18 protein-coding genes are annotated in these 17,542 nt (G+C 40.7%); 1 reads left to right on the top strand and 17 read right to left on the bottom strand.

Translation table 11 applies throughout. The annotated features are described in order from the left end of the window. Positions 1 to 32: 32 nt before the first annotated feature. The 6 genes from KH364_RS06795 to moaC all read right to left on the bottom strand — a co-directional run bounded on the left by KH364_RS06795 (position 33) and on the right by moaC (position 5,578). Complete coding sequence (locus KH364_RS06795) at positions 33 to 752, bottom strand: DUF4198 domain-containing protein (RefSeq protein ID WP_105098498.1); 720 nt, start codon at positions 750 to 752, stop codon at positions 33 to 35. Positions 753 to 1,067: 315 nt separating this feature from the next. Further along, complete coding sequence (gene typA, locus KH364_RS06800; protein WP_265138640.1) at positions 1,068 to 2,879, bottom strand: translational GTPase TypA; 1,812 nt, start codon at positions 2,877 to 2,879, stop codon at positions 1,068 to 1,070. Between the two features lie 295 nt (positions 2,880 to 3,174). Continuing rightward, the gene (gene murB / locus KH364_RS06805; RefSeq protein WP_273299063.1) at positions 3,175 to 4,107 is read right to left on the bottom strand and encodes a UDP-N-acetylmuramate dehydrogenase; all 933 of its coding nucleotides are present in this window, start codon (positions 4,105 to 4,107) and stop codon (positions 3,175 to 3,177) included. Continuing rightward, positions 4,079 to 4,447: a YlbF family regulator gene (locus tag KH364_RS06810; RefSeq protein WP_009351130.1), complete on the bottom strand. Its 369-nt coding sequence runs from the start codon at positions 4,445 to 4,447 to the stop codon at positions 4,079 to 4,081. Before KH364_RS06810 ends, murB begins: the two co-directional genes overlap by 29 nt. A gap of 104 nt (positions 4,448 to 4,551) precedes the next feature. Continuing rightward, positions 4,552 to 5,037, bottom strand: a complete 486-nt coding sequence (trmL, locus tag KH364_RS06815) for a tRNA (uridine(34)/cytosine(34)/5-carboxymethylaminomethyluridine(34)-2'-O)-methyltransferase TrmL (RefSeq protein ID WP_009351231.1) — start codon at positions 5,035 to 5,037, stop codon at positions 4,552 to 4,554. A 28-nt stretch (positions 5,038 to 5,065) separates the two neighbouring features. Then, positions 5,066 to 5,578 carry a cyclic pyranopterin monophosphate synthase MoaC gene (gene moaC / locus KH364_RS06820; protein ID WP_105098502.1) on the bottom strand — a complete coding sequence of 171 codons (513 nt, stop codon included), beginning with the start codon at positions 5,576 to 5,578 and terminating at the stop codon, positions 5,066 to 5,068. 108 nt (positions 5,579 to 5,686) lie between these two features. Between moaC and KH364_RS06825 the strand changes: the two genes are divergently transcribed. Beyond that, positions 5,687 to 6,364 carry a metal-dependent hydrolase gene (locus KH364_RS06825; protein WP_273299064.1) on the top strand — a complete coding sequence of 226 codons (678 nt, stop codon included), beginning with the start codon at positions 5,687 to 5,689 and terminating at the stop codon, positions 6,362 to 6,364. Between the two features lie 105 nt (positions 6,365 to 6,469). Here the strand turns inward: KH364_RS06825 and KH364_RS06830 are convergent, their stop codons facing one another. From KH364_RS06830 to KH364_RS06880, 11 genes are all read right to left on the bottom strand, one after another. Continuing rightward, positions 6,470 to 8,113, bottom strand: coding sequence for a VWA-like domain-containing protein (locus KH364_RS06830; protein ID WP_337957114.1), 1,644 nt, complete (start codon positions 8,111 to 8,113; stop codon positions 6,470 to 6,472). Positions 8,114 to 8,155: 42 nt separating this feature from the next. Continuing rightward, positions 8,156 to 9,256: an AAA family ATPase gene (locus KH364_RS06835; protein ID WP_273299066.1), complete on the bottom strand. Its 1,101-nt coding sequence runs from the start codon at positions 9,254 to 9,256 to the stop codon at positions 8,156 to 8,158. Between the two features lie 12 nt (positions 9,257 to 9,268). After that, positions 9,269 to 10,075: a DUF4116 domain-containing protein gene (locus tag KH364_RS06840; RefSeq protein WP_273299067.1), complete on the bottom strand. Its 807-nt coding sequence runs from the start codon at positions 10,073 to 10,075 to the stop codon at positions 9,269 to 9,271. A 113-nt stretch (positions 10,076 to 10,188) separates the two neighbouring features. Then, positions 10,189 to 10,839, bottom strand: coding sequence for a TrkA family potassium uptake protein (locus KH364_RS06845; protein ID WP_273299068.1), 651 nt, complete (start codon positions 10,837 to 10,839; stop codon positions 10,189 to 10,191). Between the two features lie 34 nt (positions 10,840 to 10,873). Continuing rightward, positions 10,874 to 12,235 carry a potassium transporter TrkG gene (locus KH364_RS06850; RefSeq protein ID WP_273299069.1) on the bottom strand — a complete coding sequence of 454 codons (1,362 nt, stop codon included), beginning with the start codon at positions 12,233 to 12,235 and terminating at the stop codon, positions 10,874 to 10,876. 10 nt (positions 12,236 to 12,245) lie between these two features. Continuing rightward, complete coding sequence (locus KH364_RS06855) at positions 12,246 to 13,262, bottom strand: PfkB family carbohydrate kinase (RefSeq protein ID WP_273299070.1); 1,017 nt, start codon at positions 13,260 to 13,262, stop codon at positions 12,246 to 12,248. Between the two features lie 212 nt (positions 13,263 to 13,474). Next, a complete protein-coding gene (gene hutW, locus KH364_RS06860) occupies positions 13,475 to 15,115 on the bottom strand; it encodes a heme anaerobic degradation radical SAM methyltransferase ChuW/HutW (RefSeq protein WP_273299071.1) in 1,641 nt (546 codons plus the stop codon). Between the two features lie 19 nt (positions 15,116 to 15,134). Beyond that, on the bottom strand, positions 15,135 to 15,653 hold the full coding sequence (locus KH364_RS06865) for a flavodoxin family protein (RefSeq protein ID WP_273299072.1): 519 nt from the start codon (positions 15,651 to 15,653) through the stop codon (positions 15,135 to 15,137). A gap of 45 nt (positions 15,654 to 15,698) precedes the next feature. Further along, entirely contained in the window at positions 15,699 to 16,499 is an 801-nt protein-coding gene (locus tag KH364_RS06870) for a TonB family protein (RefSeq protein ID WP_273299073.1), read from the bottom strand. Between the two features lie 2 nt (positions 16,500 to 16,501). Then, positions 16,502 to 16,909 carry a biopolymer transporter ExbD gene (locus KH364_RS06875; protein ID WP_039969325.1) on the bottom strand — a complete coding sequence of 136 codons (408 nt, stop codon included), beginning with the start codon at positions 16,907 to 16,909 and terminating at the stop codon, positions 16,502 to 16,504. Positions 16,910 to 16,911: 2 nt separating this feature from the next. Continuing rightward, the gene (locus KH364_RS06880; RefSeq protein WP_265138623.1) at positions 16,912 to 17,529 is read right to left on the bottom strand and encodes a MotA/TolQ/ExbB proton channel family protein; all 618 of its coding nucleotides are present in this window, start codon (positions 17,527 to 17,529) and stop codon (positions 16,912 to 16,914) included. Positions 17,530 to 17,542: the final 13 nt, after the last annotated feature.

Consider the following 17,542-nt stretch of genomic DNA (forward strand, 5'->3'; position numbering starts at 1 on the left):
TATATCCACACACTCGGTAAAATAAAACTTAATTATTCAGGATTGATAATGAAGGACAATGCGCTGAAGTATTTGTTTTGCTCACCTTTGATTTGAGTTGGGAAGCCAACTTCAACACCTACTACGTTAAGACCATTAGCACTTACTGTAACAGTTGCTTTACCGTTTGCATCAGCTTGGCTTTCGCTAGTAAGATCATTGATTACGTCTTTGATAAGAGGTGCATTTGCATATGGTTTGCCTTCTTTCAAGACTTGGATTTCATAGGTATCACCTTTTTTAAGTGTCAATGGGTTAACGGATGGAATGATTTGGATGAAAGCGTCTTTATTGTCTAAAGGTTTTGCTTCTGCATTCCAGTAGTGAACGTCATATTTGATAGCATGTGTACTTTTTTGTGCACCAGGAACTTCTGTGATTGGTTTATGAACAGTTTTGCCATCCTTGTCTTTTGTCCAATAGCCATAGTCGAAATTAGTTGCTGTTACGCCTAATTTATCTGTTGGCACAACAGCAATATTTTTTTCATGTTTAACAACTTCTACAGGGATTACTGCACCATTGTTGTCATAGCCTACAAGACCTGTTACCATTTCAGGTTTGTAAGCGTTATCCAAAGGACCTTCGCCAAGAACTAATACTTTTTCATCTAGACGGTTAGCAAAGAATACGCCATGAGCATCAACGGAAGAGCACACACAACCTGCTGCTAAACCTACTGCGAACAAAGAAGCTAAGATTTTCTTATTCATAAGAACCTCCATAATCAATAATTTATTTCAACAAACTTGTTATTATTATACAGCGTTATACTCATTTCGTATATACTAATACCCCTATAGTCAAGTTAGTATGCATAGTTAATATATACACTCCTATGTATGCCATTCTAACATAATTGATAAAATTATCATCTATTTTTCATGTGGATATAATAAATGAGATTATCTTACTCATACTAAACAATGAAATCTATTATTTTCTACCATGTATGAAATGCTATTCTTATTCTGTTATAACACAAAAACGACACCCCTAAGGAGCGTCGTTTTCTATCTATATAGATATTATTTTTTGTTTTTAGCAGCTTTCGCACGTGCGTTACGATCAAGGATTGTTTTACGCATACGAATGCTTTCTGGTGTTACTTCAACGAGTTCGTCGTCATTGATCCACTCAAGAGCTTGCTCCAAGGAGAAGATACGAGGTGGCGTCAAGCGAACTGCTTCATCAGAGGAGCTAGAACGCATGTTAGTAACGTGTTTTTTCTTACATGGGTTAACATCCATATCAAGTTCACGAGTGTTTTCACCAATAACTTGACCTGCGTACACGTCTTGGTTAGGGCCAATGAACAATGTACCACGGTCTTGAACAGAGTTCAAACCATATGGAGTAGTTTCGCCATTTTCGAATGCTACCAAAGCACCGCGTGTACGGGAAGGAATTTCACCTTTATATGGTGCATAGCCATGGAATACATGGTTCATGATACCATTACCTTTTGTAGCTGTTAAGAATTGTGCACGAAAACCGATCAAACCACGAGCTGGAACTACGAATTCCATACGAAGGTAACCAGCTAATTCGACCATGTTAGTCAATTCAGCTTTACGTTGACCAAGGTTTTCCATTACTGTACCCATGAATTCTTGAGGTACGTCGATAGTCAATGCTTCTAGTGGTTCGCACAATTGGTCGTTAATAGTTTTGAAGATTACGCGAGGTTTACCTACTTGTAATTCGTAGCCTTCACGACGCATAGTTTCAATCAATACAGCCAAGTGCAATTCGCCACGGCCAGATACTTTGAAAGCATCTGCAGAATCAGTTTCTTCTACTTTCATAGAAACGTTAGTTTCTACTTCGCGGAACAAACGATCACGCAAGTGACGAGATGTAACGAATTCACCTTCGCGGCCAGCGAATGGAGAGTTGTTTACGGAGAATACCATGGACAATGTTGGTTCGTCGATGGAGATAGATGGCAATGCTTCTGGATTTTCAGCATCAGCTACAGTTTCACCAATATTGATATCGTCGATACCAGCGAATGCAATGATATCGCCCATTTCAGCTTCGTCAGTTTCAACGCGGTTCAAACCATTATAAGTATATACGCGACCAATTTTCGCTTTACGAGTGCTTTCACCATTCATGATAGCCACTTGTTGGTTAGTTTTCATTTTACCGCGAACAATACGGCCTACAGCAATTTTACCGATGAAGTTATCGTAATCAAGTGTAGTAATCATGAATTGAAGAGGACCTTCCATATCACCTTGTGGTGCAGGAATTTCGTCGATCAATGTTTGGAACAATGGCTCCATGTTTACCGCTTCGTCATCCCAGTTAGTTTTAGACACACCAGAACGAGCAGATGCGTATACTACAGGGAAATCAAGTTGATCATCATCAGCTTCAAGTTCCATGAACAATTCAAGAACTTCGTCTTCAACCTCTTTAACACGTTGGTCTGGACGGTCGATTTTATTGATAACTACGATTGGTTTCAATTTTTGTTCTAAAGCTTTACGCAAAACGTATTTAGTTTGAGGCATTGGACCTTCGTATGCATCAACGAGAAGCAATACGCCGTCAACCATGTTAAGTACACGTTCTACTTCGCCACCGAAGTCAGCATGGCCTGGAGTATCAACGATGTTGATTTTGATGCCATTATGCATAACTGCAGTGTTTTTAGACAAGATAGTAATACCGCGTTCACGTTCCAAGTCGTTGGAGTCCATTACGCGTTCTGCTACCTTTTCATTTTCACGGAACACATGGCTTTGTTTTAATAACGCGTCCACCAAAGTAGTTTTACCATGGTCAACGTGGGCGATAATCGCTACATTTCGAAGATTTTCGCGAATCATAAGATCCTCCCTTTAATTCCTTCAGTATATTCTATATCACATAGCGCTTTTGAAAGTAGCTATGTAGGTATATTCCCAAAATTGGCAACAGTTAATTATAACGCAGTCTATAGAAAAAAGTCAAAGAAGTACAGGATTTCCAATCATGGCAATTTCTACATTTGATTATACTTTTGACTCATCTTAAGGCTAAGTTAGCTATCTAAGCATAGGATAATAAAAAAGATTCCTCATGATACTTGCCTCGAATAAGATAAGAGGAACGTTACATAAGAAATCTTTTATTAGTATTGTATTATTCTTCCCCAATCATGCGTACTTCTGGTTCTAGCTGTACACCATGTTGGTCATATACACGTTTTTGTACTTCTTTGATAAGATCAAGCACATCTTTGGCTTTAGCATTGCCAGTATTGATAACAAAGCCAGCATGCTTATGAGATACTTGTGCATCACCAACAGATAATCCTTTAAGACCTGTTTGTTCAATCAAAGTACCTGCAAAATACCCTGGTGGGCGTTTAAAGGTTGAACCTGCGCTAGCATACTCTAGAGGTTGTTTAGATTCGCGCTTTTCTGTGAGCTCATCCATGCGAGCCTTAATAACATCCTTGTCGCCAGGTTGTAACGTCATAACAACCTCCCCAATAACCTCATGGTTATCGTGGAATACGCTATGACGATATCCAAAATCTAAGTGAGATGCATCGTATTCTTTAATATTGCCTTGGAAATCTACGGCGCGTACTGTAGTGACTACATTGCTCATTTCCCCGTCATAAGCACCTGCATTCATAAATACAGCACCACCGAGCGTACCTGGAATGCCAATGGCAAATTCAAGGCCAGATAGCCCGTTTTCCCAAGCAAATTCAGAAGCATCCTTTAACATATAACCAGAACCAATGCATAATACATTATCATTGCAATCCATGATTTGTGTCATATGTCGAACCGATACGACAGCACCGCGAATACCACCGTCTTTCACCAAAATATTGGAGCCGCAACCAATAATCGTTACAGGCACTTGTAATTCGTGAATGGTGCGTAGCGTAAAGCTCAACTCATCCATCGTCGTAGGTTCAATAAATAAATCAGCAGGACCACCAATTTTAAATGTCGTATGATGACAAAGCAGCTCCTGTTCTCGCACACGTGTACTAGGTAATTTCTCTAATAAGGCTTCTTTTAAGGCCTTAATGTTTTGGTTGTTGTTGTTCGCCATGATCTAACACTTTCATCCCCTCAGTGATTGGTTCGCTAATGATTTTATAGATATCATTAGAAATCTGGCTCCAACGCATTTGAGCTTGCAAATAAGAAGTCGCTGCAGCATTTTCTTGAATTTGAGGCATCAATTCCTCTTGTTTCTTTTGCAATTCATCTGCTTCTGGAGCACCGGACAACTTAGCGTATTCCCATTGCATTTGTTGTGCCATAAATGTGCGTACCAAAGCCGTTGCTACTGCATCAGCCTTCACTGCTTCTTGAGCAGCCATTAACTCTTTGTACTCTTCGGATTCACGCATAGCGTGAGCTAAATCATGAGCTTTATCGTAGTTCATAATATCCTCCTCTAACAACACCGTACGAAACACTACCTGTCATAGAGATTTGGTAGGTCCTTTAACACATACTTATATTATATCCCTTTATAGTGAAAGTATAATTATTTAGGTTGAATCCAGTTTCCTTCAGCTTTAAGATCTGGATAATCAAGTTGACGCATGCCTTCATAGGCAATGATAGCCACTGCATTAGACAGGTTCAAAGAACGGGCTTCATCGACCATTGGTATGCGAATACAAGTATCCTCTTTGCCTTCTAAAAGACTTTCAGGCAAGCCTCTCGATTCAGGACCAAAAACGAGCATGTCCCCGATTTCATAGTTGACCTCGGAATGTGTATGCTTAGCCTTTGTCGTAGCATAGAAATATCTACGATCTGGATATTTCTCATATAGTTCCTCAATATTCTCATGGACTTGCACATCTACTAAATGCCAGTAGTCAAGTCCCGCTCGTTTTACATGCTTATCATCGATGGAAAAGCCCAGCGGTTTGATAAGGTGCAAGGTCATGTGATTGGCGGCGCATAAACGCGCTATATTTCCTGTATTGCCAGGGATTTCTGGCTCATAAAGTACTATTTCCATTATCGTTCCCCTATTCTTTATATCTATATTATTCTACAAAGGAACGCACAAAATGTCCACTTTTACCGCCTTCTTTTTCTACAAGGTATGTAGGGCCCATAATCATGCCTTTATCGATGGCCTTACACATATCGTATACGGTGAGTAAGCCCACTTGAACTGCTGTAAGGGCCTCCATTTCAACGCCTGTTTTACCAGTTGTTTTAACGATAGCACTCACCTTAACGGCCTTGTTGTGATTTTCATCGGTACAAGCCGGGCTTTCACCATCTACTAAGGTGCAGTGAACCTCAACCTTAGTCAATGCCAACGGATGACATAGGGGAATGAGATTACTCGTTTGTTTAGCCCCCATAATAGCCGCTAGTTGCGCTACGCTAAGGACATCGCCCTTTTTCATAGTACCTGCTGCGATACGCTCATAAATAGCGTCGTTGATGGCAATAAAACCTTCAGCCACAGCTGTGCGAGATGTAATATCCTTGTCAGACACATCTACCATCCAGGCATTACCATCTTGATCAAAATGTGTTAAATCCATACTATATCCTTACTAATCATGCATAAATTATCATCTATAGTTTTATTTTCATTAGTTATATTATACAATAGAATTAACAATTATATGTATAAGGAAGGAAGTGTTCCTATGAAAACAAAACTAACTTATTTCGGCCACGCTTGCTTTATGCTCACTCGCGGTGATGTATCCATGATTTTTGACCCATTCTTAACGGGCAATACATGGGACATCGCTAAAAAAGAAGATATTAAATGCCAATATATCTTTGTTAGCCATGGTCATGACGACCATTACGGCGATACAGAGTACCTCGCCAAAGAAAATGATGCCCTCGTTATCTCTACTGCAGAGGTAGCAGGTAAAGCAGCTGCTGCTGGTTGCCGTGCTCATGCTATGCATTTAGGCGGCAAATTCGACTTCGAATTCGGTTCTGTTCGCATGGTTCCTGCCTTCCACGGCGCTGGTATCCCAGGCGGTCATGCAGCAGGTTGCATCGTAGACTTCTACGGCGACATTCTTTACTTCGCTGGCGATACAGCACTCTTTAGCGACATGAAATTATTGAATCGCTTTGGCGATATCGACTACGCATTACTTCCTATTGGTGATAACTTCACGATGGGCGTTGAAGATGCGGCTCTTGCCGCTTCTTATGTAAAAGCGCGTATCTCCATTCCAATTCACTACAAAACATGGCCTGTTATCGACCGTGAACCAGGTGTATTTACAAGCTTAGTTGAAGGCAAATACAATCAAACAGCCCTCATTATCGATCCAGGTTCCTCTATCGAGCTTAATAGCTAATCCCAAAACATGACATAGAAATGACGCAATTCATTGGAATTGCGTCATTTTTTTATTGTTAGGTCCTAAACAAAACCTAATGAAATAAAGTGATTTCCTATTGGCCTAGAATTCTTGGTTTGCCATGGAGAAGCCACCACGATTGGACATGCGTACAAACTCATCAATATCTTGTGTTTCATCTACACCTACATAGCCTAGCTCTCGAACTAAACCATATGGATTGTGCAAAGATAATTGAGGGTTCTCACCTGTCAGTACCCAAAGTACTTTATAGCCTTTTGGAGCTTCCCGGAGGCGCTCCTCTCCTTTACCATCCGTAAAGTAAACTAGTAAATCCACACGATTTTGATTAGCTAAAGAGAACACAGGTGCAAAGGCTGTGGCACCACGCACATCGAGGCGCGGCTTAACGTCCTTCACCGATTCCATCGTATAGGTACGACGCACTTCGTTATCGCATTCTACTACGGTAATGCGGTGATTATAGGCATGCACGATTTGCAATACTTGCTCTAATGCATTGGTAAACTCAACATCGGTAATACTACCACTCATATCGAGGGCTACCCATACATTCGCCTTATGTTGTCGCAAGGTACCAGATAATTCGAGGCGCTCTGGCTGACGACGATTGCAACGCATCGTCGTTTTTTTGTAGCCGCTGGCTACCTTACCCATCAATTTTTTAAGGTAAAAATACCAAGGCAAGGCTCGACGCGTCTTTTGAAACGTATCGATGAGACTTTTCACATAGCCTTCCATATCGCCTTTAGAGGCTTCGTTAATATAACGCTCCGTAATTTGATCCATAGTATCGGTGTCAATAGAATCAGATTCATCCCAAATATCATGACTTGTTTGAGGATCAAACTCCATGGCTACTGCCGTTTCTGCATTGTCGATAGGCACAAAGAGATCAGGCTTCTCTTTCATGACCTTGTCGATAGCCTTAGCATAGTACTCAATGGTACGGAACCGTTTTAACAATAAACCAAAGCGCTCATTCACATTAGCTACCGTTACCGCATCACGGTCCACATGTTCAAGATAATCGTTTACCACCATATCCATGGCCATGTGAACGGCTGTTTTGTGAAAGCCTTGACTTAATGCTTTCACCCGCATCAAGTGAGCCGAAATGATATGAAGAATTTCCCGCTTAATACCGTCCTTCATTACATCCGGCGGTTGGCGTAATAAGATAAACGGATTTACATAAAGTACATAGCCCCCTTGTTTTAGGGTAATACCAAAAGCGCTAGTCATATCAAAGCGAATGCGATGAGCCATTTGCAAATAGAAATAACCAAAGAATTGATCCTCTTCAAGGAGTAGGCTATTTACATCATGCAAAATATTCCATAATCGTTGCTCAAAGGCAGGTGTCATAACTGCTTGCTGCATAACGGCAAGATTTGTGCCTTCTACCTCTATATCTTCAAGAGCTCGACCAATAGTGCCAATATGGCTATCAGACATATTATGGTTCATCAAGTCCGCTGCTATACGTTCTGGTGCCATACTATGATGCTGCTCTTCATAGCTATCTACATAGGCCTCATAGGTTGCATATATTTGCGCATATAAAGCCTCTGCTTCGCGATGAATCCGCTCTCGTTTCGCGTGCCAACGATCGAGAGCCTCAATGGCATCCACATCATAAGAGCCAGTCTTTTCCCAACCATCAATATGCGTCAGTAGGTCAGACGCATCGCGAATATCGTCCTTATCTAAATTTCGTTGCATCATTCCACCTCCTTTTCATTAAACATCAGATTTTATTTGGAACTATTTTTGTGCTTCAAAGAAGGTATCGACGAACAAGTCATCTTCAATGGCATAGGCGTATACGCGCTCATAAGTGTTGCGTAAATCTTTCATAACTGCTACACGCAAATCTCCTGGGTATAGTGTTAAGAATTCCACAAAGTGATGAATTTCCTCTGCATTACTATTGCGATTTAAACGATGCAACATATTTTTAGCCGCTACATATAGACGAGTTGGGCTTTCACCTTTAACCTGTTCAGCCATAGACATAATAGCACCTGGTTTTTGAACTGCCCCTAATACATCATCAAAGGTAATGAGCGGTTCTTGATCGGACTCGATAAAGCTTACGAAAGCCTCTGCAATAAGTTTACCAACGTTACCGCGGATAACATTCATAAATACGTCACGACTATAAGCTGAACCCTCTTGGTTTTTATAAATCGTATATAGTCCAGATACGCGTTCAAAGGAACGAGGTGTGGCATCAATATCGTCTTCGTGGCGTTGATTTAAATATTCAGGATAAGAAGAAATGAATTCGATAACCTTTTCTTCAATACCTGCGCCGATAGCCCAGTCGATCCATTGCATGTAATCCGCATGCATATAGAGCCATACAAAACGGTTTTGTTGGGCTGGATCCATATCAATCGTTTGGTAATCAAAGGAATCCTCAGGGTTCATAGCGGCGATAATACGCACTTGATCACTCAAGGAGAAACCATTGATTTCACGGTTCAAGATAAGGTTCATCAACTCTTGTTGTACCGCATGTTCCGCACGGTTAATTTCGTCGATAAACAGCAATACTTGGCGGCCTTTATCTACGGCTTGTGCCACATGTTCTAACGTATGATGCACAGCATATACCGTAGTTTTCACTTCACGAGTGCGGCCATGACCATCTGTGTGCGTCACAGTTTCCACCGTAGGTAAACCGCCGATTTCACCTTCTTTTAAAAGGTTACCGTCGATAGTAACGAGTTCCCAATCATGTACATCTGCTACGCGCGCTGCGAGAGATGTTTTACCGATGCCCGTTTCACCGACGAGCAATGGTACTTGATTTGCGGCAAGCACTAATTCAACGCTCGCCATTGTATCTATAAAGTTCATTGTATCTCCGTTCTAATACTTCAAATATTCGCCTACTGCAATTTTCTTTACTGCTCTAGTGCCGTATGCATCAATGAGTGACAATAGATCGATAGGCCATTTAGATTGGCGTCCACCGATAGCTTTATTATTGATCAATTCACGAACATAGTCCGCATCAATGGTATCACTAGAAATAGCTTCTACGATAATAGCCTTAATTTCATCCACCGTAACACCTAATGTATTAGGAATATAGCCTAAGATAGGTGCACTCACTTTAAATAGGTGTAATGCCAATTCCTTTGAAAGATTTGTAATTTGACGCATCGCCTGAGGATCTTGTTTCACGGCCGCTTCTAGCACGGCTACGCTTGGCTCATTAATATAGCGCAAGGCTAAATAATTTTCCTGTACAGCTTGTAATTGGACTACTTCGCTAGGTTCTTTAATATATTGTAGCGCATCGTAATTTGCCTTTACCGCTTCTAATTGCAACTCTTCTGACGGATTTGCTATATAGCGAATGGCCCAACCAGATTGTGCTAATGCACTTCGAATTAGCGAGTCAGACGGATTGTTTATATATTCTAAAATAGCCCAATCCTTTTCAACTAAGGCACTTAACAATTCTTCTGTAGGGTTTTCTACGAACTGTATTGCTCGTGGTGCTTGTGAAAGCGCCGTTTCAATAACCTTTTGAGTAGGGTCTTTGATATATTGAAGCAACATACCATTTTGAGCTACACAGGTAAGCTGCATCGTTTCCGTTGGGTTTGGAATATTCCGAATCCCATGTGGGTTATTGGTCAGCGCTGTTATATATTGTTCCTCTGTCATAATAACCTTCTTTTCTATGTAAAAAGGCCATACGAATACGTATGACCTATACTGAATTCTACTCTAATTATATCACAATTTTTCGATATAGTTATATTTCTTTCGTATACTCACTACATCGTTAATGCATCTAAATCAGAATTATTCCCAATGACTAATAATTTATCATCTTCACCGAGAATGGTACTTGGGTTTGGTGGAACTTCTAAATCTTCACCGCGTCTTATGCCTACTGCATTAAGATTATATTTCTCACGCAAATTAGAATCCTTTAAGTTAGACCCCACCAAGAATGTTGGCACCTTAATTTCTATGAGGCTAATGTTTTTAGATAGTTGTAAATAATCCATCACATGGTCTCTAGTTAAAAACTGTACAAGGCGTAATGCCATATCGTATTCAGGATAAATCACTTGATCTACACCTATTTTATGAAGCATTTTGCCTTGTATATTATTTTCAGCCTTGGCCACAATTTTAGGTGCATCTAATTCTTTAAGAAGCATAGCTGTCATTAAATTAGCTTGAAGATTTCCACCTATAGCCACAATAACCATATCAAACTGGCTTAGGGCCAATTCTTTGATTGCCTCTTCATCAGTTGTATCTGCAACTATAGCATGTGTTATAAATGGCGAAATTTTCTGTACAACTTCTGGATCAATATCTACACCTAATACCTCATGCTCCATGGAAGCTAACATCTTGGCAACAGTGCCTCCAAATTGACCAAGACCTATTACTGCTATCGTTTTATGTTTCATATATGACCTCTTTTATATTCAATCTAATCTATTTTTATAACAATACACGCTCTTCTGCATAGCTAATTGGTTTAGTCGGTGCCGTTCTTAGCGCCCAAGTACCAATAACAGTCATAACCCCTACACGACCTGTAAACATAACAAGCATCAACACCCATTTACTACTTTCAGATAAATTAGGTGTAATACCCGTTGTAAGACCTACGGTCCCAAAGGCAGAAGTTACCTCAAAAAGCAGTCGAATAAAGTCATATGGCTCATCCCAAGCCAAATAACAAGTAGCAAATAAAACAAAAAGGATAGATAAAAAGATTATCCCATTTGCCTTAAGTACAGTAATCAACGAGATACGACGTTCAAAAACCTCTGTATCAGAACGGTTATTAAATAATGTACGCGATGCTAGAAAAGCGACGGCAATAGTACTAATCTTAACACCGCCCCCTGTAGAGTTAGGACCTGCCCCAATAAACATAAAAATGATGGTAATAAACAGTGTAATTGGATGTAAATCATTATAATCTACAGTTGCAATCCCCGCTGTACGAGGTGTAATCGATTGAAACAGAGATGCCATGATCTTGTTCCATATAGGTAAAGGACCAAACGTTTTGGGATTCGCCCACTCAACCCCCAAGAAAATAATAGTCCCTAAAAGGATGAGCGCCGTTGTACCAACTAACATTATTTTTGTATGTAGTTTTAAATCTACAAATCGTCGTAGCTTGCGATGCGACCAAATATCAAAAGTCGGGAGATACCCAAAACCACCTATTACAATAAGGGCCATTGTATTCATATTAAATAATACATCGCCCACCATAGCATAAGGTAGATCATTATCAAAGAATATAAATCCTGCATTACAAAAGCTGGAAATAGATTGCATAATCCCCGTATATAAAGCAGCATCACCAATATAGGGATATAGCTGAATGGTATAGATAATACCCCCAATTATTTCGACACAAAAGGTATAAATGGTTAGCTTCTTCGTAATGTGTAGAAGCCCTTTCATGCCATCTTGCCCTACATCTTCTGACAAAAGCACGCGATTTTTCAGACCTACCCGTCGCCCTAATACTAGAGCAATAATAGTGGTAAAGGAAACAATCCCTAAACCACCTAATTGGATAAGGATTACCATGACGATTTTGCCAAACAAGGACCAATGATGATAGGTATCTACTGTTGACAATCCAGTTACAGAAACACAAGATACTGCGGTAAAAGCTGCATCTACAAGCGTTGTACTAAGGCCTTGAGCATGTGATATGGGCAACATGAGTAATATCGTCCCTATAGTCATGGTAGCAAAAAAGCTAAGGGCTAATAGGCGATAAGGATTTTGTTGCATATATTGCTGAACTTGATTTTTTGAAGTATTTTTCCACATAACTATAGTCCTATCCTATTAGTTCCTGCACTGACTTTAACGTTGGTAGTGGACTGCGCCCGCCTATGCCTTGTGTATTTAAAGAAGCTACTGCAGATGCAAAAATAGCGGCCTTCTCTAAATCAGAATGTGCACAAGCTTTGAGCAACTCTACAGCATGTATAGATGCACGGTCATGCTTAGTCGTCGAAGTTGTGTCTTGCCCCTTCATATGATTAATTGTATATACTAAATTAGCTAGAAAAGCACCATGAAAGCTATCCCCAGCCCCCGTTGTATCTACTACGGTAGATTGAGTAAATGGTTCACATCGATAAAATGTTCCATCAGGCCAAACAAAATAACTACCATTTGCACCATCCGTAACACCTGCAATACATGAACCTCGTTCATGAATGATACGACAAGCCTCTTTTAGATTAGTTGTGCCCGTATATTTTTCAGCATAATCACGAGCTACGATAACGATGTGACTGGCTTCAGTAATAGGCTTCATGTCTTCATCGTAACGCTGAGCACCACCATCTAAAGAAATGATAGTGCCTACCTCTTTTGCAACGGCCATAGCAGAGCGCATGAGTTGGCGATGTCGACCATTGATATGCAGAATATAGGCAGATCCTATCAGCTGCTTATGGGTATCTAAAAACTCAGGCTCAGTTGCAGTAGACCGTTCAAAAAATACAGCACGCTCACCAGTACTCTGTTTTACGAGGATTGTTGCCACACCGCTCTTCGCACCGCGTTCAACTTGAATTGCCTCTGTATTAACATTATATTTTTCAAAGTCATCTAATATATGACGACCTACCATGTCCTCACCAATGCTATCAATCATAGCTGTACGGGCACCATATTTTCCTGCCACCGCTAGTGCTGTAGCCACTGGCCCACCACCATCTGTAGTAGACGATACGACTTGTTGTACCTCACGGCCTGTAGGATAATGATCGACGACGATAAATCGATCTAATGTACTGGCACCTATGCCAACAATATCTATATGTTTTTGAGGAAATGTACTCATACTAATCTCCTAACTCCGAAAACATAACTATTCATACAACAATATTACTTCTTATAGTTACAGAATACCTTTCACCTTATAAAAAGTAAACCCCAGACCATGGTCTGGGGCTACTTTGTAGTACAAAGTGTACTGTATGTCACGTAGTTTGTCTTATTTAGTATATGTTGTGTGTGAGAAAGGTTGTTAGATATAAGGTGTAATATAACAGGTTAAGACATCATACGTTCCATCATATATTCAATTTCATCAGCACTCAAATTGTACATAGCCTTTACCATTCGCTCTGCTGACTCACCAGATGCACCGCTTTTTGCGATTTCTGCTTTTGCCTTAGCTATAAGGGCTTCCTTGCGTTGTGCTTCGGAATCTTCATCTGTTGGTACGGAAATATTAGCTTTACCTTGACCAATACCACGTACCTCTTGGTTAGGATTATCTTTAGATGTTGTTTTCGTATCTTGGGCGGCCACCGCTTCCATAGCGAAGGAGTTTTTACCAGTCATGATATACTCCACAGCCTCCAAGGTACTTTGTGTAAGGTTTACCGTCCAGAATTCACCAGCTGCAGTCAATTTATAGAGTAACCCATTGTAAGCTACAAGACCACGTTCTTCCCATAATTTATAGAGCCAGTTTAATTCTTCTAGTCTTGGATCTAGTGTTACCAAACTCATAATATTGAGGAACCCTTGTTCAAGTTGGCTTACCACTTGATTTACGACGGGTTGTAACTCACTTTGTTTCATAAGAGCCATGAATGGTTTTTCACCGCGACTAACCATATCTTCGTATGGCTTTAATGCACGATGCAACATCATGCCGTACCCATCGACGTTACCACCGGCACCGCTACCAAATGGGAACATAGGCACGCCCGCTTTAGCCAAGATATTATACAAGCTACGTTCACGATTATTAGCACTCCAGTGAGCAGCGCTTAATCGGCGATAGGAACGCTCATCAAGGTACTTACGACCGAATTTGAACATATCCCCTTGCATTGCTGTTGTCGCAGCAGCTGGCACCTTACCTTTTGCAATATCTTTATTAAGATCACTGCCATCAAATACGTTCAATTGATATAGGTCAGCACCATCTACGCCAGAGCTTACTAAATCAGCTAAATCTTGTTCCCAAACCTCCATAGTTTGACCAGGCAAACCATAGATTAAGTCGATAACAACAGAGCATTGACCATAGGCCTTTAATGCTGCTAGACGTTCTAATACGGTTTCTTTCGTATCTAGACGGCCTACCATTTGACGAACTTCTGTGTTGAAAGATTGTACACCGATAGACATGCGGTTTACGCCGTTTGCCATCCACACATCGAGATTTTCAGGAATCAAATCGTGAATACGACCTTCTAAGGTAAGCTCGTAATCGTTAGCTAGTGGCAAATACTCTTTAATTGCTTTCAACAATCGTTCCGAGTTTGATGGAGATAACGATGTTGGTGTACCACCACCGATAAATAGGGCGTGGATTAATCCATCTTTTAATCTTGGACGCTCACTAGCTAGTTTTAACTCGCTAACAAGACCATCAATATATTGGTCCTCTACACTTTGACTCGTACCATTTTGGAAGAAGCCACAATATGTGCATTTAGTCTTACAAAACGGAATGTGAATATAGGCACATTGCATTTCACTCTTTTTAGGTGTGCCATTCATTAATGTATCCCAAACGGCTTGTGTTTCCTTTGGCGAAACTAAGATACCATTTAGCCCTGCATGAACAACACGTTTATGAGGGAAGGCACCACTCATCGGATTATCGCATTCTAAACCTAATTGTAGATTGCGTTGTTTCTCCGGAATGGATTCAAAGAAACTTGCTAAACTCATACTCCAATCCCCTTTCAGTTTAGGCTTGCAACTTTGCAAGTACAGATTTCGTAAATTCTTTTGCAATTGCAAAGTCTTGTTCATCTGGATGCGTTTCAGCCGCTTTATGTAAGGCATCGCGTTCAGGGCTTTGACCATGAGCAGATCCAGGTGGGAACATTTTATACATCATTTCGATGACTTTCGGATCAATTTTACCTTGGCATACGAAGCCATCTACAAGGGACTCTTTATTTTGTAGTAATTCAGATGCTTTTTCAATACTTTCACGAGCGTGATCAGAATCTGCATACATGCCTAATGTGGCAAAGAATACGATGTTAGGATTTGTTAAGGTTTCAATCAATTTTGCAGCCTCTTTATTTGCTGTACCACGGTCTACCCAGAAACCTACGAAAACGGTGTCATAATCAGCTAAATTTTCAGGTGCGTCCTTAACAGGAACGCAAGGTGTACCTTCAGGCATTACGGAAGCCATTGCTTCTGCAACACTTTTTGTATTTCCCGTGAGGGAAGAATATAAAATAATTGATTTCATAATTAGCTCCTTTAATTCTTGGATGAGTATATTACTAAAATAGGTCTATTCTTCTTCATCTTCACCATCAGCTTGTACAACAAAATGTACTGGAACCTCTACCGGTTGTATATCACCTGTAGGATTTGGATATGGTGTGGCACGGCGTACTGCATCAAGGGCAGCTTCTACAAAGAGCTCATCACCGCCACTCAATGGTGAAACGCTAATTAAGTTACCCTCTGTATCTAAACGAGCCGATACCAAAATGGTAGTATCTACATTCATTTTACGCTTAATCGCTGCATAAGGAATTTGTTTTTGGCTATCTACTGCAGCATAGAAGCCGGCCTTATCAAATACAGCTTTCACTGTACCATGACCGTCACCTTTACCAGTGCCGTCACCCTTACCATTCCCCTGACCTTGACCATCACCAGTGCCAGTACCATCACCTGTACCGTTTCCACCGCCAGAGCCGCCACCATGTCCGGGGCCGGAACCCCCTGTGGAATTATCGCCAGAGGTATTACCTTTATGTTCGCCACCTTTTTTGGCTACATCTACTGCATCAGGAATATCTGTTGCTGGAGATGGATCAACATTTGCTACAACAGCCTTTGTTCTTGCCGCTACTTCATCAGCCGATAATGGTTTAGGGAACAGGTCTGACCTATTACCGCCACCACCGCCGGCATGACCACTGCCGCCATCATCGAGAACACTTTGTGTGAGGTCGATTTCATAGGTTTCCATTTCTTGAATCGCTGGAACCACTACGAAAAAGATAACTGCAATAAATAGAGCAACTAGATGAACTACGGCGGATATAATGGCTGCTTTTTTCCATGATATGCCTAGTCCCATAGTTATCCTTTCTGTTCAGCTGCAATAGCCAAGCGTTTAACACCAGATTGTTTTAGCATGTCCATAATCGCGACTACTTGACCATGAGCTGCTCGTTTATCGGCTTGTAAGATAACACTAGCGTTAGGATTTTCTTGAATCCGTTGTTTAATCATAGCTTCTGCTTGATCAATACTCATTGGATTGTTATCAATTGTAATATGCCCTTCCGCATCAAGTGTAAATACAACTGGCAACTGAGCCGGTGCAGATGCACTAGTAGCTTGTGGTAATTGTACAGATAATGCTTTTTGAGCCACTGTTTGTAAGCTGTTCATCATGAAGAATACCAACAAGAAGAAGATGATATCAATCATTGGAATGATCATGAATTCCGGCTTAGTTTTCATACGAAAGCTTTGCAAATTCATAATTATTTCCACCCTTCTCGTTTAGCGCTAACAATGCTAACACACATATTTTCAATTTGGTTAATGATAGAATCCAAACGATGACTAAATACTGTGTATACAATAAAGGCCATGATGGCTACGCACAAACCAGATGCTGTAGCGATGAGGGCTTCACCAACACCACCAGTGATAGCAGATGCGCCCGCACCGGAGTCGAGGATACTGAAAGAACCAATCATACCTGTTACTGTACCTAATAGGCCCAATAATGGAGAGATTGTAACAGTAGCACTAAGGTAGTCCATATATTTACGGAAGCCTACTGCATCTACACCCATTTGGTCAGCAAAGGCTGTTTTCATAGCTTCCTCGCTAGAAGCATTATTTAAACCTGCTTCTGCAATACGGCTCGCAATAGATGGGTTTTCTTTGATTACTTTATCAATTTCTGCCCAATTTTGTAATTTTGCTAGTTCATTGACTGCATGGGTAACAACAAAAGTTTTACCGGCATATTTGCGATAGTAGAAAGCTCGTTCTGCAGCGATAGCGATAACCATGAAAGACAAGAGTAATAATGGATACATTACATAACCGCCGCTATGAAACAAGTGAATGACATAATTTAAGTTTTCCATATTAGTAACCTTT

Origin of the sequence: Veillonella sp. oral taxon 158 (genome assembly GCF_018376515.1) — a bacterium.
GTDB classification, from domain to species: domain Bacteria; phylum Bacillota; class Negativicutes; order Veillonellales; family Veillonellaceae; genus Veillonella; species Veillonella rogosae.